Source organism: Buttiauxella izardii, assembly GCF_003601925.1.
Taxonomy (GTDB): domain Bacteria; phylum Pseudomonadota; class Gammaproteobacteria; order Enterobacterales; family Enterobacteriaceae; genus Buttiauxella; species Buttiauxella izardii.
This window is the reverse complement of sequence record NZ_QZWH01000027.1, coordinates 60923-85604: the sequence shown is the minus strand read 5'-3', so window position 1 is coordinate 85604 and position 24682 is coordinate 60923. Positions and strand designations below refer to the sequence as shown.

The following is a 24682-nucleotide window of genomic DNA, read 5'->3' as shown; positions in this document are numbered from 1 at the left end:
TTGTTAATCTTCAAGGTTCTTTAGTTTAACGTCCATTTAGCATCCCGCCGAATGGGGTTGTTTCACATACCCCGCCATTGGCTCCATGCCGACAGGGTTTAGGTTACAGGGGTAAGAAACTACCCGATATGTCAGGATACCACTATGGCAATATCTTGACAAATATGACAAAACACACCCCAGCTCAATATTCGCTATTGAGCTGGGGTTAAAATTTTCTGCGCATAAGTCAGCGCTTGTTTGATGACTTCTTCAATGGACATGCTGGTTGAATCCAGCACCAACGCATCTGCGGCTGGCACTAACGGTGCAACGGCACGGTTACGGTCACGATCATCACGTTCTTTAATTTCTGCCAAAAGGCGCTCAAAGTTAACACTAAAGCCCTTCTCCTGCAACTGTAGCATACGCCTGTGAGCGCGCTCTTCGGATGAGGCGTCAAGGAATATTTTTACCGGTGCATCAGGGAAAACGACGGTTCCCATGTCACGTCCGTCAGCAATCAACCCAGGCGCTTCTCTGAAAGCACGTTGCCGGCGTAAAAGCGCTTCACGAACACGAGGAAAAGCAGCCACTTGAGATGCAGCATTAGCCACTTCCTGTGTGCGAATTTCGGCACTGACATCTTCCCCTTCGAGGATAACTTCCAGGTTGCCGTTGTTTGCCACAAAACGCACATCAAGATGGGCGGCCAGCGGGACCAGTGCGTCCTCAGATGTCACATCCACCTGATGATGCAGGGCCGCTAATGCAAGCACTCGATAAATCGCTCCAGAATCAAGCAGATGCCATTGCAACGCTTCCGCCATGGCTTTACACAGCGTGCCTTTACCTGCGCCGCTTGGGCCATCAATCGTTATTACTGGGGCGGGTGCCGTCATCGTACTCTCCTCTCGCTGGAATTGCGGACCTGAAATATAAACGCCGCATATTATACGCCGCCAGAATCCTGACCGTTACCTTTCCTGCCAATTATCGTCGTTAATGGGACTGAGTGTAGAAGAATTGCGCAACTTGACATAGGGCCGGCAAAAACCAGCCCCTAAATCAGAGAGGTAGATTATTTTTTATCTGCTGCTATGCGCTCACGGATATGTTGAGCACGTTCAGTTGAAGGTGGGTGCGAGTCAAACATAGATTTTGCACTGCCGCTCAGTGTTGCCAGTTTATCAAAGCTACTGGCCAGGCCCTGAGTATTGATGCCGCGTTTTTTCAGGTAATCATATGAGAAATCATCTGCTTCTGATTCTTCACTACGCGAAAATGTTGCGTTAATCACGCCTTCCGCCAAATCACCTAACTGAGACTGAGAAAGCTGAGAAGCCACGCCGCTGGTTGCTGAAATAGCATCACGAGCGGCCACCGTTGCATAAGCTGTTTGCATTTTTTCTCGGGTATGACCGAGAGCCACGTGCCCCATTTCATGCCCCAATACGCCTTCTACTTCATTGTCGGTCATCATATCCATCAACCCGCTATAGACACGCACACAACCGTTTGCCATTGCCCAGGCGTTGACGTCGCTAGTTAAATATACTTTGTAACTGACTGGAGTCCCGTTGATTTCCTTGCCCAGCGCTTTGGCAATTTTATTAACGCGTTTGGTATATTTGCTGGATTTACCAGCAATTTGACTCTCGCTATCCATCTCCTTACAGGCGCCATTTGCGACGGCTTTAACATCGGCGTCGCTAAGGGTTGCCGCGTTGTAAGCAGACATTGTCGCACTGGCCAATTTATCGCCGTTGAGGTTCTGACAGCCAGATAGAATTCCGGCTATCATTGTGACCAGCAGAACCGCTTTAATATTTTTCATAATTATCTTCCGTTGATGAATAATCAAAAAAACAAATGTTTGATTTATAAAACAAACCGGAAGAGAGGTTAACAGTGAAAGAGGTTGTATCAAGTTGCGGAAGGGGTACGAATTCAGAGTTGCAAAAAACGCTCCGGCTTATAAATCAACCGGAGCGTGGATGAAACATTAAGCCAGTGTGCTGATACGCGCTAACTGTTCAAAATAGTCAGGGAAAGTTTTCGCAGTACATTTCGGATCAAGAATCGTGACCGGTGTATCTGACAACGCCACCAGCGAGAAGCACATCGCCATACGGTGATCGTTATAGGTACCAATTTCTGCAACTTGTAACTGTACTGGTGGAGTGACGGTGATGTAATCTTCACCCTCTTCCACTACCGCTCCGACTTTGCGCAACTCGGTAGCCATAGCGCTAAGACGGTCGGTTTCCTTGACTCGCCAGTTATAAATATTACGCAGTGTTGTAGTGCCTTTGGCAAACAAGGCCGCAGTAGCAATTGTCATTGCCGCATCCGGGATATGGTTCATATCCATATCAATCGCGTTGAGTTCGCCGCGTTCGCAAGAGATGAAATCATCGCCCCACGTCACTTTTGCACCCATTTTTTCCAGCACATCGGCAAAGCGAATATCGCCCTGCACGCTGTTGCGACCAATGCCAGTCACTTTTACTGTACCGCCTTTGATTGCCCCAGCCGCAAGGAAATAGGAAGCAGAAGAAGCATCGCCTTCTACCAGGTAAGCACCCGGTGAGGTGTACTGCTGGCCGCCACGAATCACAAAACTGCGGTAATCACGGTTTTCAACTTCCACGCCGAAGGTTTTCATCAGGTGCAGCGTAATGTCGATATACGGTTTCGATACCAACTCGCCTTTTATAGTGATTTCAGTGTCGTTCGCAGCCAGCGGAGCTGTCATCAAAAGAGCGGTTAAGAACTGGCTGGAAACGCTGCCGTCGACAGAAACCTGGCCGCCGCTGAAACCGCCACGCAAGCGCAACGGTGGGTAATTTTCTTGTTCCAGATAATCAATCTGTGCACCGCCCTGGCGTAAAGCATCAACCAGATGGCCGATTGGACGCTCTTTCATCCGTGGTTCGCCGGTCAACACAATATTGTTACTACCCGGACACAAAGCCGCGGCCAGTGGGCGCATGGCTGTACCGGCATTGCCCAGGAACAACTCCAGCTCACCCGTTGCCTGCAATGGGCCACCCATGCCAGTCACTTCGCAACGCGTACGATCGGCGGAAAGCGTATAACTCACTCCCAATGCTTTCAGCGCGTTGAGCATATGACGCACATCATCGCTATCGAGCAAGTTAGTCAGTTCAGTGGTGCCATTCGCCAGTGCTGCGAGCAGTAAAGCGCGGTTGGATACACTTTTAGAACCAGGAAGATTAATGGTGCCGTCGACTAGTGCGATGGGTTGTAACGTCAGGGATTCCAGCATGGGAAAAATACTCTCAACTCAAACAGAATAAAAACCCCGCGAACTATGCCGCGGGGATAATAACAACTAGCAGCGATTAACCGTGGCGACGTTCAAAGTCGACCATAAAGTTGGTCAGTGCTTTCACGCCTTCTAACGGCATTGCGTTATAGATAGAAGCACGCATTCCACCGACCACGCGGTGACCTTTCAGTGCATGCAAGCCAGCAGCGAAGGATTCTTCAAGGAACAGTTTGTCCAATGCACTATCCGCTAACTGGAACGGTACGTTCATACGTGAACGGTTCGCCGGAGCAACATCGTTACGATAGAAATCGCTCTTATCAATGACACCGTATAACAACTCAGCTTTCGCCCGGTTGATTTTATCCATTGCCTCCACGCCACCCTGCTCTTTCAGCCATTTAAAGACCAGACCTGACAGATACCAGGCGAAGGTTGGCGGGGTATTGAACATGGAGTCGTTTTCGTTCAGCACGGAGTAATCAAGAATAGACGGGCAGGCTTTATGCGCCTTACCAAGCAAATCTTCGCGCACAATAACCAGCGTTAAACCCGCCGGGCCGATGTTTTTCTGCGCACCAGCGTAGATTACGCCAAAACGGCTAACGTCCATCGGATGGGACAAGATTGAAGACGAGTAGTCAGCAACAACGACGGTGTCGCCAAAATCTGGTGTTTCATGAGTCGCAATGCCGTCAATGGTTTCGTTCGGGCAGAAATGCAGGTAAGCGCTGTTTTCGGAAACTTGCCACTCGCTCATCGGCTTGATGGCACGCAGGCCGTCAACCGTAACTTTGGCATCGATAACGTTTGGTGTGCAGTATTTGTGTGCTTCTTTTACTGCACTGCTCGCCCAGTAGCCACCATCAACGTAATCAGCGGTCGTTTTGTCACCCAGCAGATTTAATGGAACGCCCGCGAATTGACCGCGACCACCACCGTGACAGAATAAAACTTTGTAGTTCGAGGGGATTTTCAGCAGATCACGAAAATCTTTTTCGGCTTCTTCAGCAACCTGAATAAACTCTTTACTACGGTGGCTAATCTCCATTACGGAGGTGCCTAATCCTTGCCAGTCGCAGAGTTCATTTTGCGCACGACGAAGTACGTCAGCCGGTAGCATCGCCGGGCCGGAACTAAAATTGTATACCTGAGTCATTTCCCCTCACCACGCTTAGAGCAATAAGATTTATCACGATATCGGTTTTATCATTCAGAAGATAAGGCTGCAATGCTTAATCGGGCACGCTGCGGGAATGTGCGCAAAATCACACAACAGAATCCACTAGTCGGTGATTTAAACGCCCGATAAATGCCCATCAGGTCACTCTGGTAGCCGTGCTGGCTTTGACCCATTGCTGATGCTTGCAACGTGGGCAGGCCACTTTGACTCCGGCATTAAAGGTAATGACTTCGCTGCAATGAATGCAGGCGTAATCGCCATCTTCTGGAATCACTTCAAAACGCTCACTGCAATACTCAGGCAAAATAGATAAGCCAGGGCGAACGAGATCATCCGGGTAGTAATAAACGCTAATCTGGCCGTTGGTTTCGAGTATTGCCAGGCGAACCTGCCCCAAATGCTCCACGCCATGCAGACGGAGTTCCATAAAAAACTCAAACTCCGTCATGTTCTGGGCTTTCATTTTCTCCCAGGCAAACTCGCCATCTTCGATGATGACAGCCGGTTTCCCTTCCAGAAGGTTTTCCAGTTTTTCACTGTGGCTCATCAACCACATGACGAGGCGATACAAACAAGCAAGAGTGATAAAGACGACAAAAACAGGCAGCATGGGCACATCATGATAAAACGCCACATCCCCTGCCGCCGAGCCAAGCGTCAGGATGATTAACACTTCAAACAGCGACATCTGGCGAACGCCACGCCGCCCGGTTATTTTTAAAAACAGGAACACTAATATAAAGGTGTAGAGACTACGAAATGCCACTTCCCAAAGGAAATCGAGTGGGACTTCGTCTAAAGCCATCCGTTGGAGATCAAAGGTCTTCATTTATACCGCCATAACAGTAGGTTACTGACAATAAGCATAGCCTGTTATGCTAAGGCCGCCTGCTTGCCGCTGACGATAGCGTCGGTCGGCTAAAACCCGTATCATTGCGCGCTTTGCGTACGACAAAAGTGAAAACCTCATGACTCAAACCTTTATTCCTGGCAAAGATGCCGCTCTGGAAGATTCCATCGCTCGCTTCCAGACCAAACTTGCCGATCTGGGCTTTAATATTGAAGAAGCCTCCTGGTTAAACCCGGTTCCTAACGTCTGGTCTGTTCACATCCGTGATAAAGACAGCGCGCTGTGCTTTACCAATGGTAAAGGCGCGACTAAAAAAGCGGCGTTAGCGTCTGCACTGGGTGAATATTTTGAACGTCTGTCGACTAACTATTTCTTTGCTGATTTCTGGTTAGGCAAAACCATCGCCAATGGCCCGTTTGTGCATTATCCAAACGAGAAGTGGTTCCCTATTCCTGAAGATGAGCAACTGCCCGAAGGCATTCTCGACGAGCGTCTGCGTGCGTTTTACGATCCTGAAAACGAAGTCACTGCGGGAATGTTGATTGACCTGCAATCAGGTAATGAAGAGCGTGGTATTTGCGCCCTGCCATTTACCCGTCAGTCTGACCAGGAAACCGTTTATATCCCGATGAACATCATCGGTAACCTGTACGTTTCAAACGGCATGTCTGCGGGCAACACCGCAAACGAAGCGCGTGTTCAGGGGCTTTCAGAAGTTTTCGAGCGCCACATTAAAAACCGCATTATTGCTGAAAGCATCAGCCTGCCAGAAATCCCGCAAGAAGTGCTGGCACGCTATCCGGGCGTGGTTGAGTCAATCGCCACTCTGGAAGCGGAAGGTTTCCCAATCTTTGCTTACGACGGTTCATTGGGCGGAAAATACCCGGTTATCTGCGTTGTGTTGTTCAACCCAGCAAACGGCACCTGCTTTGCTTCTTTCGGTGCGCATCCTGATTTTGGTGTGGCACTGGAGCGTACGGTGACTGAACTGCTTCAGGGCCGTGGCCTGAAAGACCTGGACGTGTTCACTCCGCCAACTTTCGATGATGAAGAAGTCGGCGAGCACGCCAACCTCGAAACTCACTTCATCGACTCAAGCGGCCTGATTTCCTGGGATATGTTCAAGCAAGATGCTGACTATCCATTTGTTGACTGGAATTTCTCTGGCACGACAGAAGAAGAGTTCGCCACATTAATGGCAATCTTTAACGCAGAAGATCAAGAAGTCTACATCGCCGATTACCAGCACCTGGATGTCTACGCTTGCCGCATCATCGTGCCGGGAATGTCCGATATTTATCCAGCAGAAGATCTGCTGCTGGCTAACAACAATATGGGCTATCACCTGCGCGACACCATTCTGGCTCTGCCGGGCAGCGCGTGGGAAAAACAAGATTATCTCAATCTCATCTCGCAATTAGATGAAGAAGGTCATGATGATTTCACCCGAGTGCGTGAACTGCTGGGCCTGGCGACGGGCAAAGACAACGGTTGGTATACGCTGCGTATTGGTGAGCTGAAAGCGATGTTGGCGTTGGCGGGTGGCGATACCGAGCAAGCACTTATCTGGACTGAGTGGACGATGGAGTTCAACGCCTCTATTTTCAGCGCTGAGCGTGCCAACTACTACCGTTGCCTGCAAACCTTACTGTTGCTGGCAATGGAAGAAGACCGCCAGCCGCTGCAATATCTGAATGCCTTTGTACGTATGTACGGCGCAGAAACAGTAGAAGCAGCGAGTGCAGCGCTCAGTGGCGAAGCGCCATTCTATGGCTTGCAGGCTGTCGATAGCGATTTGAAAGCCTTCCCTGCCCATCAGGCATTGTTAAGCGCCTATGAAAAGTTGCAACGCGCAAAAGCCGCTTTCTGGAAATAAAGTAATAAAATATGAGTAAAGGTGCGTAAATCATCAGGTTTACGCTATATTACGGGGCGATTTTTATTGCCCCGTGTTTTTATTGTCACCGCAATAATTTCATTTGTGACTCAATAGTTAAATATTGGTGAAATAATATTATTTTAAGCTATAAATATTGTTGCAAAATTATTGAAATACTCATTTCTAATTAACCATTCACCTGGGCTTCGAGGGTAAATATCAAATTACGTTATAAATTTTAAACTTTATTTTTATAATTAATATCAATTACTTACGCTGAAAATCAGGTAATCACCTGCTTTTAACAGGCCTATAAGCTTGGCGAGATATGATCCATATCAATTTTTACTCTATAATGCTTTGTTAGTATCTCGTCGCCGAATTAAATAAGAGAGAGTTAGTGTGAAAGCTGACAACCCTTTTGATCTATTGCTCCCAGCCGCTATGGCGAAAGTCGCCGAAGATGCTGGCGTCTATAAAGCAACAAAACACCCGCTGACCACGTTTTATTTAGCGATCACTGCGGGCATGTTCATCTCGATTGCCTTTGTCTTTTACATCACTGCGACCACCGGTACTGCAACCATTCCATTTGGGATTGCAAAACTGATTGGTGGTACTTGCTTCTCCTTAGGGCTTATCCTTTGTGTCATCTGCGGTGCCGACCTTTTCACCTCTACGGTGTTAATCGTTGTTGCGAAAGCCAGCGGGCGAATCACCTGGGGTCAGCTAGCCAAGAACTGGATTAACGTCTATGTCGGAAACTTGGTTGGTGCGTTGCTATTCGTGGTGTTGATTTGGTTGTCAGGCATGTATATGACAGCAAATGGTGCGTGGGGTCTGAATGTGCTTCAAACCGCAGACCACAAAATGCATCACACCTTTATTGAAGCTGTGTGCCTCGGTATTTTGGCTAACCTGATGGTCTGTCTGGCTGTCTGGATGAGCTACTCGGGCCGCAGTTTGATGGATAAGATGTTTGCTATGATCCTCCCGGTCGCCATGTTTGTTGCTTGTGGTTTTGAGCACAGTATCGCAAACATGTTCATGATCCCTTTGGGTATCGTAGTACGCAACTTTGCAAGCCCGGAATTCTGGACCGCAGTCGGGTCGTCTCCGGACAATTTCACACACTTGACCGTATTGAACTTCATCACTGATAACCTGATCCCAGTAACTATTGGGAACATCATTGGTGGCGGTGTACTGGTTGGGTTGACGTACTGGGTAATTTATCTGCGCGGTGGCGATAAGCACTAATGTGCTAACCATTGTTCAGGGAATAAGAAATCCACATTAGAAGGTAGGTGTTAAATGTCCGAGCTTAATGAGAAGTTAGCCACAGCCTGGGAAGGTTTTGCCAAAGGCGACTGGCAGAATGAAGTCAACGTGCGTGACTTTATTCAGAAAAACTACACCCCTTACGAGGGTGACGAGTCCTTCCTGGCAGGTGCTACTGAAGCAACTACCACATTGTGGGATGACGTCATGGAAGGTGTTAAACAGGAAAACCGCACTCATGCGCCTGTTGACTTCGATACTGACCTTGCTTCCACCATCACCTCTCATGATGCTGGTTACATCAACAAGTCCCTCGAAACCATCGTTGGCTTGCAGACTGATGCTCCACTGAAACGTGCAATTATTCCGTTTGGTGGCATCAAAATGGTTGAAGGTTCTTGCAAAGTATACGGTCGTGAACTTGACCCAATGCTGAAAAAGATCTTCACCGAATACCGCAAAACCCACAACCAGGGTGTGTTTGACGTTTATACCAAAGACATCCTGAACTGCCGTAAATCAGGCGTAATCACCGGTCTGCCGGATGCTTACGGTCGTGGTCGTATCATCGGTGACTACCGTCGCGTAGCGCTGTACGGTATCGACTTCCTGATGAAAGACAAATTTGCTCAGTTCAATTCTCTGCAGACCAAACTGGAAAACGGCGAAGATCTGGAAGCAACAATCCGTCTGCGTGAAGAAATCTCCGAGCAACACCGTGCTCTGGGTCAGATCAAAGAAATGGCTGCTAAATATGGCTGCGATATCTCTGGTCCTGCTAAAAACGCTCAAGAAGCTATTCAGTGGACTTACTTCGGCTACCTGGCTGCGGTTAAATCTCAGAACGGCGCAGCAATGTCCTTCGGCCGTGTGTCCACCTTCCTGGATGCGTTCATCGAACGTGACCTGAAAGCGGGCAAAATCACTGAGCTTCAAGCACAGGAAATGATTGACCACCTGGTCATGAAACTGCGTATGGTTCGCTTCCTGCGTACCCCTGAGTATGATGAGCTGTTCTCTGGTGACCCAATCTGGGCGACCGAATCTATCGCCGGTATGGGTGTAGATGGCCGTACTCTGGTTACCAAATCTAGCTTCCGTTTCCTGAACACCCTGTACACCATGGGGCCGTCTCCGGAGCCGAACATCACTATTCTGTGGTCTGAAAAGCTGCCACTGAACTTCAAGAAATTCGCTGCTAAAGTTTCCATCGATACTTCTTCTCTGCAATATGAGAATGACGATCTGATGCGTCCTGACTTCAACAACGATGACTACGCAATCGCATGTTGCGTAAGCCCAATGATTGTTGGTAAGCAAATGCAGTTCTTCGGTGCTCGTGCTAACCTGGCGAAAACCATGCTGTATGCAATCAACGGCGGCGTTGATGAAAAACTGAAAATCCAAATTGGTCCTAAAGAAGCACCAATCATGGCTGATGTTCTGGACTACGATAACGTTCTCGATCGTCTGGATCACTTCATGGATTGGCTGGCTAAACAGTACGTCACCGCGCTGAACATCATTCACTACATGCATGATAAATACAGCTACGAAGCGTCTCTGATGGCTCTGCATGACCGTGACGTTGTTCGCACCATGGCTTGTGGTATCGCGGGTCTGTCTGTTGCAGCTGACTCCCTGTCTGCAATCAAATACGCGAAAGTTAAACCTGTTCGTGACGAAGACGGCCTGGCTGTAGACTTCGAAATCGAAGGCGAATACCCAATGTTCGGTAACAACGATTCTCGCGTAGATGACATCGCTGTTGACCTGGTAGAACGTTTCATGAAGAAAATTCAGAAACTGACTACTTACCGTAACGCTATCCCGACTCAGTCTGTTCTGACCATCACCTCTAACGTGGTTTATGGTAAGAAAACCGGTAACACCCCAGACGGTCGTCGCGCTGGCGCTCCATTCGGTCCAGGTGCTAACCCAATGCACGGTCGTGACCAGAAAGGTGCTGTTGCCTCTCTGACTTCCGTTGCTAAACTGCCGTTTGCTTACGCTAAAGATGGTATCTCTTACACCTTCTCTATCGTTCCTAACGCACTGGGTAAAGACGACGAAGTTCGTAAAACTAACCTCGCGGGTCTGATGGATGGTTACTTCCACCACGAAGCGTCCATCGAAGGTGGTCAACACCTGAACGTGAACGTAATGAACCGTGAAATGCTGCTGGATGCGATGGAACACCCTGAGAAATATCCTCAGCTGACCATTCGTGTATCTGGTTACGCTGTACGTTTTAACTCCCTGACTAAAGAACAACAGCAGGACGTTATTACTCGTACCTTCACTCAAACCATGTAATTCACGGTTTGTCTGAAAAGGCGTAGAATAAAGGCTCCACCTCGGTGGGGCCTTTTCTTATGTCAGAACCGGTTTTGCAAGATAACTGCTACGTTTAAGTTATCTCGCAAAATCGATTCGACGCGGCAATCAAGACTTAGACCGCGCTCAACCTGGTTCTTGCTTTAAGGCATGGACCAATACTGGAGAGAACACCGCAATGTCAGTAATTGGCCGAATTCATTCTTTTGAATCCTGCGGTACCGTGGATGGTCCCGGTATTCGTTTTATCACCTTCTTCCAGGGCTGCCTGATGCGCTGCCTGTATTGCCATAACCGTGACACATGGGACACGCACGGCGGCAAAGAGATCACCGTTGAAGAGCTGATGAAAGAAGTGGTGACCTATCGCCACTTTATGAACGCTTCTGGCGGCGGTGTCACTGCATCTGGTGGCGAAGCCATTCTGCAAGCTGAGTTTGTACGTGACTGGTTCCGCGCCTGTCGTACCGAAGGCATTCATACCTGTCTTGATACCAACGGTTTTGTGCGCCGCTACGACCCGGTGATTGATGAATTACTCGAAGTGACCGATCTGGTCATGCTGGATTTAAAACAGATGAACGATGAGATTCACCAGAATCTGGTTGGCGTTTCAAACCATCGTACGCTGGAATTTGCGCGCTACCTGTCCGACAAAAACGTGAATGTCTGGATTCGTTATGTTGTTGTACCAGGCTGGTCTGATGATGATGACTCTGCGCATCGCCTTGGCGAGTTCACGCGTGATATGGGTAACGTCGAGAAGATTGAGTTGTTGCCTTACCACGAGTTGGGCAAACACAAATGGGTCGCGATGGGCGAAGAGTACAAGCTTGATGGCGTGCATCCACCGAAGAAAGAAACCATGGAACGCGTTAAAGGTATTCTGGAACAGTACGGTCACAAAGTGATGTACTAACCTCGAAGCACTAGCAAAAATGGCCCTCATTGAGGGCCATTTTTGTATCAGGCATGGGCAATCGGTGTGGTATGCGGCCCTGCTTTGCGCAGCAACATCAGCAAGTAAATAAATGCCACACCGGCAATCATCACGAACAGTAAGCTGTCAGAGTAGCTTTGCATCAACATTGACGTAAACGTTGGGCCAAGCAAGCTGCCAACGGTGTAACTCAATAACAGCGCCTGGTTCATTGCCACCAACTGGTGATGTTCAACTTTCTCACAGGCCCAGGCCATTGCCACCGGGTACAGCGTAAAGCCCGCCGCCCCGAGCACAAACAATGTCGGCCCCATCGCGGCATTGGTCAGCATCGCCATGCAACCCATAATCACAATAAATACCTGAACGCGCAGCACCAGCAAGCGGCCAAAACGATCTGCAAGGCGGCCAACTGGCCACTGCCCCACAATCCCCGCGCTGACCATCACCGCCATCCAGAAACCAATACCGGCATCGCTGAAGCCTTTATGGTTTAAATACAGCGGCATTAATCCGTACAACGAACCGAGAACAATCCCAGAAATAATACAGCCGTTCACGCCAAGGCGAGCGTGGCGTAGACGCAGCATCGGCCATACTGGCGTCGCTTCGTGGTTTTCACTGCGATCATTCACAATACGAGTGAACAACAGTGGCAGAATCGCGGCCAAAATCAATGCGGTGACCCACGGCAGAACACTGGCTAAATCCGTCGGCATTTTGCTTATCATCAGCTGGCCCAGAACTGTACCAACGTAATAAACCATCATATAAGCCGCCAGCAAGCGCCCGCGATTGCGCGAAGTCCCGCTGCACATCAAAGCACTCTCAACCACCACCCAGATCATCGCGCAGCCAATACCCGCGATGAAACGCCACATCATCCAGCTCCAGAACCCGGTCATTAACCCTAGCCCTGCGCAACCCGCAGCAAAAATCAGCGACGCAAGATAGTAGCTACGGTTAAAGCCCTGCCGTTTGATTAGCCACCCGGTCAGTAATGTACCCAGTAAGTTTCCGGTAAAATACGACGAACCGACCATCCCGACTTGCCAGGTAGGAAGATGTTCATGAGCTAACCAGAGGGGAACCAGCGTATTTAAAACCGCTATCGCCAGGGTCAAAAGCATCAGACCACAGAGCAAAAGCATCACTGGTCGGGTATAGGTGGACATGTAAAAAACCGCGAGGAAGAGAATAATTTGTGCGCATCATGCCACTGGAAAAATGATTGTCAATCCAGCGCTGACGGGGCCTGGCACGATTTGAAAGCGGTCGATTTGAAAAACTTATCCAAGTGGCGAGCAAAGTACAGCGCCATAATGCTATCTCGCTGTTTTTGATGGGATCAGCAAAAATTGATCGAAGCGGGATATATGAAAAATTTCATGGTGAGTCGGATGATATTTTCCTATGCAAGAGCAAAAAAAATGCGCCCGGAGGCGCATTTAATATCAGAAGTTTTATTAACTCGCTATCGCCATGCCAACGGTCATATGCAGGCCATAGAAAACGCCGCGACCGATAAGCTCTCCGGCAATCATCAGCACGAATGCGAACGTCAGAACTGCTGGACTTGCTAACCCACCTTTTAGCTGTGGAACAATCCAACAAACTAATGCAGCAGCCAGTAGCACTAATCGCCATGACATTAACGCGCCATATTGCGGCACGAGTGCCGAGGCCTGAGCAATAGAACTCTGAATCGTAGCCAGTTCCATGCTTTGTAACATCACCACAACGGTGCTCATCACAATCGCTAAAAGCGAAATAGCAGGAAGAAGTCGCATGCCCCAACCCTGCACGCCCGCAACACGCAGCAGCAAATAGCCCAGAAGCGGGCCACCAATAAACATCGTCAGGAAGAAGCTGAGCGGTGTATAAGCGCTATACCAGGTTGGCACGGTATCAATCAGGTAAACCTTGCACATCATCCAGACGAAAAACACGCCCAGAATCATGGTCAGAACCATCCAGATTTTACCCAATGCCTGCGGCATTTTGCCCAGAACGGTAATCAGCCACCAAAAACCGCCCACCGCGAAGAACACTGAACCGCTGGCAATTTCATTACTCAGTGCCGAATCGCCAATGCGATTGAGTGAATTGAAAGCGCGCAGCGGTGAACCCAGATGCAGAACCGAGGCCATAAAGCCGATTCCCATCAGTATCCACAGCACGATCATCGCCCAGTGCACACGTTTTTGCTGCGCGCGTTCAGAAACGCCCGTCATCAACGCCAACGCCATAACGATAAAACCGCCTGCCACGCATTGCCCTAAAACCGTAAAGACCATTAACGGCCATTCATGCCATCCGTTACCCATCTTAGACCTCCTTCGGGTTAGCCAGATAGCCGGTTTTATCCCCGCAAGGACGGCTGTTGGCATTCGGTTTAATCACGATATTTGGCTTAGTGAAATGTGCTGATGGCAGCGGCGCAATGGCGGCTTGCTCGCCATACTTTTCACGCAATTCCGCAATCGGAGCCATATCCAGCGCACGCAGCGGGCAAGATTCCACGCAAATCGGTTTCTTGCCTTCAGCGATACGCGAATAGCAGCCATCGCATTTGGTCATGTGACCTTTTTCAGCGTTGTACTGCGGTGCGCCATAAGGGCAAGCCATGTGGCAGTAGCGGCAGCCGATACACACGTCTTCGTTAACGACCACAAAGCCATCTTCGCGTTTGTGCATTGCGCCGCTCGGGCAGACTTTGGTACAGGCCGGGTCTTCGCAATGGTTACAGGCAATCGACAGGTAATAGGCAAAGACGTTTTGCTGCCAGACGCCGTTGTCCTCTTGCCAGTCACCGCCCGCGTACTCATAAATGCGGCGGAAGCTGACATCCGGGCCTAAGTTTTTGTAATCTTTGCAAGCCAGCTCGCAGGTCTTGCAGCCGGTACAACGGCTAGAGTCGATATAAAATCCGTATTGGGTTGTCATCAGCTATTCCTTACGCCTTCTCGACCTGGACGAGGTTACTGTGGGATGGGTTGCCTTTCGCCAGTGGCGATGGTCGCTGGGTGGTCAACACGTTAATGCAGCCAGCGTGGTCAACTTTATTGGCATCCGGGCTATACCACGCCCCTTCCCCCATCGCGACAACGCCAGGAATAATACGCGGCGTCACTTTCGCATTGATATGGACTTCACCACGGCCGTTGAAGATGCGAATCATGTCACCGTTCTTGATGCCACGCTGTTGCGCGTCAATCGGGTTGATCCACATTTCCTGACGGCAGGCGGCCTTCAGCACTTCCACGTTGCCGTACGTTGAGTGAGTACGCGCTTTATAGTGGAAACCGGTCATCTGTAATGGCCATGTTTCTGCCAACGGATCGCCGTAGTTTTCAAAGCCCGCGCTATAAACCGGCAGTGGATCGATAACATCGCCTTCGTTGAGTTGCCAGGTCGCGGCAATCTCAGCTAATTGCTCAGAGTAGATTTCAATTTTCCCGGATGGCGTCGTCAGCGGATTGGCGGCAGGATCTTCGCGGAAGGCCTTGTAAGCCACGTGATGCCCTTCCGGGTCGCGCTTCTTAAAGATGCCTTGCTTACGGAACTCATCAAAACCTGGCAATTCCGGAATCGCTTCCTGAGATTGTTGATATAAATGACGCATCCAGCCTTCTTGCGTGCGGCCTTCAGTGAACTTAGCCTCAACACCCATTCGTTTCGCCAGCTCAGTGGTCATTTCATAGATAGTTTTGCATTCAAAGCGCGGTTTGATTGCCTGATCAGCAAAAATCACATACGACATGTTGCCGCAGGACGCATCCAGGCAGAAGTCCATTTGCTCAGAGGCGGTGCAGTCTGGAAGCAAAATATCGGCATATTTTGCTGATGAAGTCATGTGGTTATCGATCACCACAATCATTTCGCATTTCTTGTCGTCTTGCAGGATATCGTGCGTACGGTTAATTTCGGAGTGCTGGTTTATCAGGCAGTTACTGGCATAGTTCCAGACCATTTTGATTGGCACATCGAGTTTATCTTTGCCGCGAACGCCGTCACGAGTCGCGGTCATTTCTGGCCCACGCTCAATGGCATCCGTCCACAAGAACATCGAAATGCTGGTCTGCACTGGGTTTTCCAGTGTTGGCATACGCACGAAAGGCAAATCATACGACCCTTCACGCGCGCCGCTGTTGCCACCGTTGATGCCCACGTTTCCGGTCAGAATCGACAACATCGCGATAGCACGGGAAACCAGCTCACCGTTTGAGTGGCGCTGCGGCCCCCAACCCTGGCTAATAAAAGCAGGTTTGGCTGTGGCGATTTCACGCGCCAGTTGCACAATGCGTTCAGCAGGAATACCGGTGATTTTGGCAGCCCACTGTGGTGTTTTCGCCAGACCATCGGCCCCTTGACCCAGGATGTAAGCCTTGTAATGGCCATTCGCTGGAGCCGTTTTTGGCAGTGTCTTTTCGTCGTAGCCGACGCAATATTTATCAAGGAATGGCTGATCAACGAGGTTTTCAGAGATCATCACCCACGCCAGTGCCGAGATAAGCGCGGTATCAGTACCGGGGCGAATCGGAATCCATTCATCTTCACGGCCCGCCCCCGTATCGGTATAACGCGGGTCAATGATAATCATGCGGGCATTGGATTTTTCACGCGCTTGCTCGAGGTAATATGTCACCCCGCCGCCACTCATGCGCGTTTCGCCAGGGTTATTCCCAAACAACACGACAAGTTTACTGTTTTCAATGTCAGACGGGCTGTTGCCATCCGCCCAGCCACCATAGGTGTAATTCAGGCCAGCGGCAATTTGCGCGGTGGAATAGTCGCCGTAATGGTTCAGATAACCGCCGCAGCAGTTCATCAGGCGGGCAATCAGTGTGGAGCCAGGCGGCCAGGAGCGAGTCATCGTTCCACCCAGCGTCCCAGTACCGTAGTTCAGGTAAATAGCTTCGTTGCCATGCTCTTTGATGATGCCTTTCATGCTGTTGGCGATGGTATCGAATGCTTCATCCCAACTGATTTTCTCAAATTTACCTTCCCCTCGAGCACCAACGCGCTTCATCGGGTATTTCAGGCGATCGGCGTTATAGACACGGCGACGCATTGAACGGCCACGCAAACAGGCGCGAACCTGATGCAGCCCTTCATAATCATCATTACCGGTATTGTCGGTTTCAACGTATTTGATTTCGCCATCAACCACATGCATGCGCAGCGGGCAGCGGCTTCCACAGTTTACGGTGCAAGCGCTCCAGACGACATTTTCAGCAGAACTCACCGTATCAGCGGCAGTTTGGGCAAAAGCCAGTCGGCTAAAGGGGAGTGTTAATGCACTGCTCGCAGCAGCAAGCCCACCGATAGCGGTGGTTGTCACCAGCTTACGGCGGCTGACCTGTGCGCTCAGAACCGCATTAGGAGTTTTCTCTTTCATAATGACCCACTTGTTTCGTGCTCACGTTTGAACAAGCTGGCGGTGGTTACTTAGGGAGTTGCGGCCCGCGTTTCCGTTGCTCAGCCAAAAAGAGAAAGGAGTGTCTTAATTTATGTCAGCACCACGACTGGCTGTCGGTCACATCATGTCACTTCAAACAGCCAAATGATAAGGGAACTGAATGAGTTGTATTCGTCATCATCACTCTCTTTCTGGAGGCAATGATACTCATATAGGGGTATTTGTTATTGCCTGATGTCAATAAAGGAGGATTATCTGTGGGAATGAGAATATTTACGGCATAAAAAAAGCGCCCTTAGGCGCTTTTCGAGTGTGAAACAGAACTAATACATCAGCCGCAATAATTAGCCGATGTACTCAAGCCCTTTCATGTATGGACGCAGCACTTCTGGAACTTCAATACGACCATCAGCCTGTTGATAGTTCTCCAGAACCGCGACCAGAGTACGGCCTACTGCCAAACCTGAACCGTTCAGTGTATGCACCAGGCGGGTTTTCTTGTCGGCTTTGCTGCGGCAGCGAGCCTGCAAGCGACGCGCCTGGAAATCCCACATGTTTGAACAAGAAGAGATTTCACGGTAAGTATCCTGAGCTGGCAACCAGACTTCAAGATCATAAGTTTTAGCCGAACCAAAACCGATATCGCCGCTGCACAGCAATACTTTGCGGTACGGTAAGCCCAGCAACTGCAGCACTTTCTCAGCATGAGCGGTCAGTTCTTCCAGCGCGTCCATAGAATCTTCCGGACGAACAATCTGAACCATTTCGACTTTGTCGAACTGGTGCTGGCGAATCAAACCACGGGTATCACGACCATAAGAACCCGCTTCTGAACGGAAGCATGGGGTATGAGCGGTCATTTTCAGCGGCAGATCGTCTTCATCAATGATTTCGTCGCGCACCAGGTTGGTCAACGGCACTTCTGCGGTAGGGATCAGCGCATAGTTGCTGCTGCCGGCCTCTTCATCCAGCGGACGAGTATGGAACAAATCACCGCCAAATTTTGGCAATTGACCTGTACCGTACAGCGTTTCATGGTTCACCAGATATGGCACGTAGTTTTCAACGTAACCGTGCTGTTCGGTGTGCAGGTCAAGCATGAACTGGCTCAGTGCGCGGTGCAGGCGGGCAATTTGCCCTTGCATCACCACGAAGCGGGAACCGGTCAGTTTAACCGCAGAGGCGAAATCCAGGCCTTTAGCCATTTCGCCCAGCGTCACGTGGTCACGTACTTCAAAATCGAATTTACGTGGCTCGCCCCAGCGGCTGATTTCAACGTTTTCGCTGTCGTCTTTACCCATCGGAACGCAATCGTCCGGGAGGTTAGGCAGCGTCAACGAGATATCGCGGATCTCTACCAGCAGGGCATCAAGCTCAGTTTTCGCTGCATCCAGGTCTTCACCGAGTTGGTTAACTTCCTGACGCAATGGCTCGATGTCTTCCCCACGCGCTTTCGCCTGGCCGATAGATTTCGATCGCGAGTTACGCTCAGCCTGCAGATTTTCTGTTTTTACCTGCAACACTTTACGACGCTCTTCTAAGGAGCGCAGCGTTTCTACATCCAGCTTGAAGCCTCGGCGTGCCAGTTTTTCAGCGACTGCGTCTGGCTCTGTACGCAGTAGATTGGGATCGAGCATGCTTATCCTGTGCTTATCGAATTAAATGAAGGGGATAGCGGTCACAGCCTGCAACCGCAATGATAGTCTTGCTAACCTTACCGCAACGCCTGAATTATCGGTAGCGTTTTGTCGGGCTATTTTGATCCTGTTCAGCAAGCCAGGCGAGCTTTTCACCAATCTTGCCTTCAAGACCTCTGTTTGTTGGCCGATAATAGCGTGTTTGTGCCATTTCCTGCGGGAAGTAAACCTCGCCGGAAGCGTAGGCATTGGGTTCGTCATGAGCATAGCGATACTCCTGGCCGTACCCCATTTCTTTCATCAGTTTGGTTGGCGCATTACGAAGATGAACCGGAACATCGTAATCCGGGCGTTCACGAGCATCGGCCATCGCCGCTTTGAATGCTGTATAAACTGCATTACTTTTTGGTGCACAAGCCAGGTAAACAATGGCTTGAGCGATGGCTCGTTCCCCTTCCGCTGGGCCAACACGCGTAAAGCAGTCCCACGCGGAAATAGCAACCTGCATACCACGCGGATCGGCATTACCGACATCTTCAGAGGCAATCGCCAGCAAACGGCGAGCGACATACAACGGATCACCTCCCGCCGTAATAATGCGTGCGTACCAGTACAAGGCTGCATCCGGCGAGGAACCGCGAACCGATTTGTGCAATGCGGAAATCAGATCGTAAAAACGGTCGCCTTTATTATCAAAACGCGCACTGCGTTCACCAGCGATTTCGGTTAACAGCGCAATCTGCAAAACGCGATTGCCGCTAGCATCAACTTCAGCCATATCGGCCATCATTTCCAGCGTGTTCAGCGCACGGCGAGCGTCACCGTTAACCAGTTGGGCGATAGCCAGACGAGTCTCATCCGGCAGAACGATATTCTGCCCGCCATAGCCGCGAGCGGTGTCGTGCATTGCCTGGTCGAGGACTTTTTCAATATCTTCTGTCGTCAGCGATTTGAGCAAATAAACACGGGCACGGGAAAGCAGAGCAGAGTTTAATTCGAACGAGGGGTTTTCGGTGGTCGCACCAATAAACGTGATCGTGCCGTCTTCAATATGCGGCAGGAAAGCATCCTGCTGGCTTTTATTGAAACGATGGACTTCGTCCACAAACAGGATCGTGCGGCGCCCTGCATTACGGCTCTGGCGCGCTCGCTCTATGGCTTCACGAATTTCTTTTACACCGGAAGTTACCGCCGAAATTCGCTCTACATCCGCGTCGGCATAATGCGCAATCACTTCCGCCAGCGTGGTTTTACCGGTGCCTGGTGGCCCCCATAAAATCATCGAATGGAGATGCCCGGCTTCGATAGCTTTCGGAAGAGATTTGCCTGGAGCAAGAAGATGCTGTTGGCCGATGTACTGCGCGAGGTTCTCTGGCCGCATACGTGCGGCCAGAGGCTGGAAGGTATTTTCAGAAAAATCGAGCGACAGGTTGCTCACTCATACCTCTACTTACGTTGGTCGTCCACCGTCACGCCTTTTGGCGGGGTAAACGTAAACTTGCTCATATCCACCGAGCCATTTTGCTGAGATTTCAGCGCATAGCTGCTGCGCTGGTCGTCTTGCTCAATGGCGCTGAACTGATGGATTGTGCCATCACGCCCAACATTAATGGTGAATTGCTTGAGGTTTCCGGCAGCGGTTTTAGGCGTCAGAATAAAATCATCACCGCTTTGTTTGATGTTGTACTGCTGCCAGTCACTGCTCTGGTTACGAGCAATCAGCATAAACGGTGTATTGCCAGTTGCATCTTTCAGCCAGGTGGCGCTCACTTGCTCAACAAACGGGTTGTAGAACCACAATGTTTTACCATCAGAAACCAGGATGCTTTCATCCGGTTGAGTCATATGCCAGTTGAATAAATTTGGGCGCTTAACCCACAAATCACCCTGACCTTCCTGCACGGCAGCACCGCTACCATCGGTCACTTTCTGAGTGAAGCTGGCGTGGAAGCTGCTGACTTTATCCAGACGTGTTTTCAAATCACCCGCCGCATCAGCCCAAACGGAAGTTGCAGCCAGAGCCGTCAATAATGCACAAGTAATAGCAATTTTCTTCATTACGATCCCTTAGGGTTACTCAAATGGCGGTGGCGCAAGCACTTCGCGGTTACCGTTATGGCCTTGTGGACTCACGATCCCCTGCGCTTCCATCTGTTCTACAATACGAGCTGCGCGGTTGTAACCGATGCGGAACTGACGCTGAACACCTGAAATCGAGGCTTTACGTTTTTCGACCACAAACGCCACAGCCTGATCAAACAGCGGATCCAGCTCTTCATCACCATCCAACCCACCACCTGCGCCGCCTTCACTTTCGGTGTCAGACGTAATTCCGGTGATGTATTGTGGACGCCCACGTGCTTTCCAGTCCTGAACCACAGCGTGAACTTCCTGGTCACGAACAAACGCACCATGAACACGTACCGGCAATGTCGAGTTTGGCCCGGAATAGAGCATGTCACCCATTCCCAGCAGTGACTCAGCACCAGCCTGATCGAGAATGGTACGGGAGTCGATTTTACTCGACACAGTAAACGCCACGCGTGTCGGGATGTTTGCTTTAATCAGACCGGTAATCACATCAACGGATGGACGCTGAGTTGCCAGCACCAGGTGAATACCCGCAGCACGCGCTTTCTGCGCCAGGCGAGCAATCAACTCTTCGACTTTCTTGCCCACCGTCATCATCAGGTCAGCAAATTCGTCTACCAGCACCACGATATACGGCAGTTTTTCGAGCATTGGATGCGCAACTTCCATGCTGTCACCTGGTTTCCAGAACGGATCTGGAATCGGGCGGCCCATGCGTTCAGCTTCAAGCACACGTTCGTTGTAACCCGCCAGATTTCGCACGCCCAAAGCTGACATCAATTTGTAGCGGCGTTCCATTTCGTTAACGCTCCAGCGCAATGCATTGGCCGCATCTTTCATATCTGTTACGACTTCAGTTAACAGATGTGGAATGCCTTCATACACTGACAACTCAAGCATTTTCGGGTCGATCATGATAAAGCGCACTTCTTCAGGCGTCGCTTTATACAACATGCTGAGGATCATCGCGTTTACGCCGACAGACTTACCGGAGCCGGTTGTACCCGCGACCAGCAAGTGTGGCATTTTCGCCAGATCGGCAATCACCGGTTCGCCGCCGATGTCTTTACCCAAAACCACGGTTAACGGCGAAGCACTCTCACGGAACTTTGCACAATCCAGCACTTCGCGCAGGTAAACGGTCTGGCGTTTTTTGTTCGGTAATTCGAGGCCAACGTAAGGTTTGCCCGGAATAACTTCAACAACACGAACCGCAACAGTGGACAATGAACGAGCAAGGTCACGCGACAAGTTAGAGATACGCGCGGCTTTCACACCTGGTGCTAAATCAAGCTCAAAGCGTGTAATAACAGGCCCTGGAGAGTAATCCACCACATCGGCCTTGATGCGATAATCCGCAAGACGAGCTTCCACCAGACGCGCCATTTGCTCAAGCGCAAAGGTATCAATCGGCTCCACTTCTGCTGGCGGTGAGGTCAACAAGTCCAGCGATGGCAACGGCGTCGTAGGGCGTTGCAGCGGACGATCGTCGCCATTTCGCATCAGGAACGGGTGAATCAAACTTTCTTGTATCGATGGTGCGGCAACAGGAGCGGGTGCCGGTGGTTGCTGCTGCACATGCGTTTGCGGTGCTGCTTGCCAGCTTTGCGGTTGCTGAACAGGCGCAGGCGCTTGTGTCGCGATCGGCGTAAATAACGGCTCGCTCGGCCCATCATTCACTAACGTTTTCATCGGTGAGAAATCAAAATCATCCAGTGAGAACGGCACGTTATTTGGTTGCTGCTGAGTCGGTTGCTGCTGTTCTGAGGCGTAGCGCTGTTGCTGCTGTGCTGCAAACTGGCGAGCTAATTCTGCTTGTTCAGCTTCCTCTTGCTCAGACGCATCGTCTTCATACTCTTCGCCATAACGTTGCTGCTGTTGTGCGGCGAACTGGCGCGCAAGTTCGTGCTGCTCCATTTCTTCGGCATCATCAACGTAGTCGTCATCCAGTTCCGTACCATTCAAACGACGGGCTTCTTCTTCAGCCATGCGTTGAGAAGGCAGCTTAATACCGTAAGACGCTAGCTCACGACGAGTCGGCACTCGCACACGATTTGGACGTGGCAATTGCGGGCCAATGCCCTCTTTCACCTGAGGACGCGGGGCGTCGCTGGCAATACTAAATACCGGGCTAAAGGCCGCCGCTGCAGCTGCCACTTTTGCCGCATCCTGCACACCTTGTGGCATCGCAGGCGCTGGCACGACCGGAATTTCAGGTATTGCCGGTGAGTCAAAGCGCGAAGCGTCAGTGGATGTTGTAGATGCAAAGGCCGGTGAGCTGTCATAGCCATACGGATCAGGCTTAGGTTCGTTAACGGGCTGATACCAGGCCGCCAGTTGTTCGCGTTCACGCGCACGACGCTCTTCGACTTCTTCGAAATGGTACAGTGGCGGACGAGTTGCAGGTATGAACTCTTCAACAGGCTCAGGCTGGGCAATCGGCTCGACGGGCGCTGGCTCATAATAAGCAGGCTGCGGTGGGGCGTGTTCGACCGGAGTGGGTTCAAACGGTGCTTGCTCAGCAAAAGGCTGCGCAGCTTCTGGTTCTGACCAGTGACTAGTCACCTGTTGCGGATTGTGCTGCTGATTGTATTGCTCAGGGGCACGAGGGGCGGTGTAACTTTCTGGAGCTGGAGCAATCACGGGATCTGGCGTAACTGTGGTCGGCGCAGGCTCCCAGGCAATGGCTGGCGTCTGTTCTATTTCTGGCACAGGTGCTGAAACCGGTGCAACGGTTGCCGTCGGCATAACCGGCGCAGCGTAGGCTGGATTCGCCATTGCCGCAGCGGCTGCAACAGGAGTAACGATAGATTGCCCGTGCAGTAACGGGTCGTATTCGTCGCTTTCAGGTAACGTTGCTTTATTGCCGGAGAACAGCACGTCGTCTTCTGGCAGCGTCGCTTTATTTCCCGAGAACAAAACGTCGTCTTCGGCATCATCCATACGCTTACCAGAAAACAGCGCAGTGTCTGTTTTACGCGCGTTAGGATTGGCGAATTTTTCTGAGATTCGTTGTTTGCGGGCTAATGCGCCACGCAAAATACGCGCACGACGTGACTCACGCTTTTCCACTTCTGGAGCGTGTTCTTCGCCATGAGCTTCATCTTCTTCGTCGTAATCATCGTCCTGCCAGGTGTTATCCCGACGCGTACGGTTACTGGCAAACGTCAGAACGCTCAATACCGCGCTGCCGATTTTCTCGGCAATACCGACCCAGGACCAACCGGTAAACAGGGTTAAACCTGCCGCCCAAACGCACAGCAATGCAATTGTGCCGCCGCTGCTGTTGAGTAAAGGCATCATCGCGGTGCTAAGCAAACTACCAATCACGCCACCGGAAGCGAAATACCAGATGTCATCTGCGTTTATCGCCGCCAGGCCACAGGCCGTCAGCACCATGGCCAATACGCCAATCAGACGCAAGGAAACGGCAAAGTAATCAACAAACTCTTCGCTATCACGATTACGGAAAGTAAACCAACACGCACCGATAATGATCACCGGGATGGTGTAGGCCATCACGCCAAAAATGAATAGCAGAGTATCGGCCAGCCACGCTCCTGGCATTCCCCCCAGATTATGGATAGGTTCGTGCCATGCGGTTTGTGACCAACTAGGATCGGAAGGATTAAAACTGAGCAACGCCACCATCAAATAGACGGCAAAAATGGCAACAAGAAGCAGTAACGCCTCTAATGCACGACGCCCGCTGCTGAGTTTCCTCAATGTAACTTCTTTTTCTTCGGTGTATTCCTGGCTCAAGTAAGACTCTCCAGGTCCTTAATAAA

General features: G+C 50.6%; 17 protein-coding genes. 4 read left to right on the top strand and 13 right to left on the bottom strand.

What is annotated here, in order from left to right; translation table 11 throughout:
- Positions 1–194: 194 nt before the first annotated feature.
- The 5 genes from cmk to D6029_RS12860 form a co-directional block, all read right to left on the bottom strand.
- Positions 195–881, bottom strand: coding sequence for a (d)CMP kinase (cmk, locus tag D6029_RS12880; RefSeq protein ID WP_115629807.1), 687 nt, complete (start codon positions 879–881; stop codon positions 195–197).
- Between the two features lie 179 nt (positions 882–1060).
- On the bottom strand, positions 1061–1816 hold the full coding sequence (gene loiP, locus D6029_RS12875) for a metalloprotease LoiP (protein WP_120065134.1): 756 nt from the start codon (positions 1814–1816) through the stop codon (positions 1061–1063).
- Between the two features lie 168 nt (positions 1817–1984).
- Entirely contained in the window at positions 1985–3268 is a 1284-nt protein-coding gene (gene aroA, locus D6029_RS12870) for a 3-phosphoshikimate 1-carboxyvinyltransferase (RefSeq protein ID WP_120065209.1), read from the bottom strand.
- A 79-nt stretch (positions 3269–3347) separates the two neighbouring features.
- A complete protein-coding gene (serC, locus tag D6029_RS12865) occupies positions 3348–4433 on the bottom strand; it encodes a 3-phosphoserine/phosphohydroxythreonine transaminase (RefSeq protein ID WP_120065133.1) in 1086 nt (361 codons plus the stop codon).
- A gap of 160 nt (positions 4434–4593) precedes the next feature.
- Positions 4594–5286 carry a DUF421 domain-containing protein gene (locus D6029_RS12860; protein ID WP_120065132.1) on the bottom strand — a complete coding sequence of 231 codons (693 nt, stop codon included), beginning with the start codon at positions 5284–5286 and terminating at the stop codon, positions 4594–4596.
- 139 nt (positions 5287–5425) lie between these two features.
- On the opposite strand from D6029_RS12860, the gene ycaO reads away from it, so the two are divergent.
- The 4 genes from ycaO to pflA all read left to right on the top strand — a co-directional run bounded on the left by ycaO (position 5426) and on the right by pflA (position 11723).
- Complete coding sequence (gene ycaO / locus D6029_RS12855; RefSeq protein WP_120065131.1) at positions 5426–7183, top strand: 30S ribosomal protein S12 methylthiotransferase accessory factor YcaO; 1758 nt, start codon at positions 5426–5428, stop codon at positions 7181–7183.
- Positions 7184–7588: 405 nt separating this feature from the next.
- Positions 7589–8446: a formate transporter FocA gene (focA, locus tag D6029_RS12850; RefSeq protein WP_034494317.1), complete on the top strand. Its 858-nt coding sequence runs from the start codon at positions 7589–7591 to the stop codon at positions 8444–8446.
- Positions 8447–8500: 54 nt separating this feature from the next.
- The gene (gene pflB / locus D6029_RS12845) at positions 8501–10783 is read left to right on the top strand and encodes a formate C-acetyltransferase (protein ID WP_120065130.1); all 2283 of its coding nucleotides are present in this window, start codon (positions 8501–8503) and stop codon (positions 10781–10783) included.
- Between the two features lie 199 nt (positions 10784–10982).
- Complete coding sequence (gene pflA, locus D6029_RS12840) at positions 10983–11723, top strand: pyruvate formate lyase 1-activating protein (RefSeq protein WP_120065129.1); 741 nt, start codon at positions 10983–10985, stop codon at positions 11721–11723.
- 47 nt (positions 11724–11770) lie between these two features.
- On the opposite strand, the gene D6029_RS12835 is transcribed toward pflA, so the two are convergent.
- From D6029_RS12835 to D6029_RS12800, 8 genes are all read right to left on the bottom strand, one after another.
- Positions 11771–12919, bottom strand: a complete 1149-nt coding sequence (locus D6029_RS12835) for an MFS transporter (RefSeq protein WP_120065128.1) — start codon at positions 12917–12919, stop codon at positions 11771–11773.
- A gap of 291 nt (positions 12920–13210) precedes the next feature.
- Positions 13211–14071, bottom strand: a complete 861-nt coding sequence (locus D6029_RS12830; RefSeq protein ID WP_120065127.1) for a dimethyl sulfoxide reductase anchor subunit family protein — start codon at positions 14069–14071, stop codon at positions 13211–13213.
- A 1-nt stretch (position 14072) separates the two neighbouring features.
- Positions 14073–14690 carry a DMSO/selenate family reductase complex B subunit gene (locus D6029_RS12825; protein WP_034494312.1) on the bottom strand — a complete coding sequence of 206 codons (618 nt, stop codon included), beginning with the start codon at positions 14688–14690 and terminating at the stop codon, positions 14073–14075.
- Between the two features lie 10 nt (positions 14691–14700).
- A complete protein-coding gene (gene dmsA, locus D6029_RS12820; protein ID WP_120065126.1) occupies positions 14701–17145 on the bottom strand; it encodes a dimethylsulfoxide reductase subunit A in 2445 nt (814 codons plus the stop codon).
- 365 nt (positions 17146–17510) lie between these two features.
- Positions 17511–18803 carry a serine--tRNA ligase gene (gene serS / locus D6029_RS12815; protein WP_120065125.1) on the bottom strand — a complete coding sequence of 431 codons (1293 nt, stop codon included), beginning with the start codon at positions 18801–18803 and terminating at the stop codon, positions 17511–17513.
- A gap of 94 nt (positions 18804–18897) precedes the next feature.
- Complete coding sequence (locus tag D6029_RS12810; protein ID WP_120065124.1) at positions 18898–20241, bottom strand: replication-associated recombination protein A; 1344 nt, start codon at positions 20239–20241, stop codon at positions 18898–18900.
- An 8-nt stretch (positions 20242–20249) separates the two neighbouring features.
- Positions 20250–20861, bottom strand: coding sequence for an outer membrane lipoprotein periplasmic chaperone LolA (gene lolA, locus D6029_RS12805; RefSeq protein ID WP_120065123.1), 612 nt, complete (start codon positions 20859–20861; stop codon positions 20250–20252).
- 15 nt (positions 20862–20876) lie between these two features.
- Positions 20877–24656 (bottom strand): DNA translocase FtsK 4TM domain-containing protein, encoded by a 3780-nt coding sequence (locus D6029_RS12800; protein ID WP_120065122.1) that lies wholly within the window; start codon positions 24654–24656, stop codon positions 20877–20879.
- Positions 24657–24682: the final 26 nt, after the last annotated feature.

Bases quoted from the DNA above. Each gene is read 5' to 3' on its own strand.
- dmsA (WP_120065126.1), bottom strand. From the start codon at position 17,145: ATGAAAGAGAAAACTCCTAATGCGGTTCTGAGCGCACAGGTCAGCCGC.
- D6029_RS12860 (WP_120065132.1), bottom strand. From the start codon at position 5,286: ATGAAGACCTTTGATCTCCAACGGATGGCTTTAGACGAAGTCCCACTC.
- cmk (WP_115629807.1), bottom strand. From the start codon at position 881: ATGACGGCACCCGCCCCAGTAATAACGATTGATGGCCCAAGCGGCGCA.
- serS (WP_120065125.1), bottom strand. From the start codon at position 18,803: ATGCTCGATCCCAATCTACTGCGTACAGAGCCAGACGCAGTCGCTGAA.
- loiP (WP_120065134.1), bottom strand. From the start codon at position 1,816: ATGAAAAATATTAAAGCGGTTCTGCTGGTCACAATGATAGCCGGAATT.
- pflA (WP_120065129.1), top strand. From the start codon at position 10,983: ATGTCAGTAATTGGCCGAATTCATTCTTTTGAATCCTGCGGTACCGTG.
- D6029_RS12835 (WP_120065128.1), bottom strand. From the start codon at position 12,919: ATGTCCACCTATACCCGACCAGTGATGCTTTTGCTCTGTGGTCTGATG.
- D6029_RS12825 (WP_034494312.1), bottom strand. From the start codon at position 14,690: ATGACAACCCAATACGGATTTTATATCGACTCTAGCCGTTGTACCGGC.
- D6029_RS12830 (WP_120065127.1), bottom strand. From the start codon at position 14,071: ATGGGTAACGGATGGCATGAATGGCCGTTAATGGTCTTTACGGTTTTA.
- ycaO (WP_120065131.1), top strand. From the start codon at position 5,426: ATGACTCAAACCTTTATTCCTGGCAAAGATGCCGCTCTGGAAGATTCC.
- serC (WP_120065133.1), bottom strand. From the start codon at position 4,433: ATGACTCAGGTATACAATTTTAGTTCCGGCCCGGCGATGCTACCGGCT.
- lolA (WP_120065123.1), bottom strand. From the start codon at position 20,861: ATGAAGAAAATTGCTATTACTTGTGCATTATTGACGGCTCTGGCTGCA.
- pflB (WP_120065130.1), top strand. From the start codon at position 8,501: ATGTCCGAGCTTAATGAGAAGTTAGCCACAGCCTGGGAAGGTTTTGCC.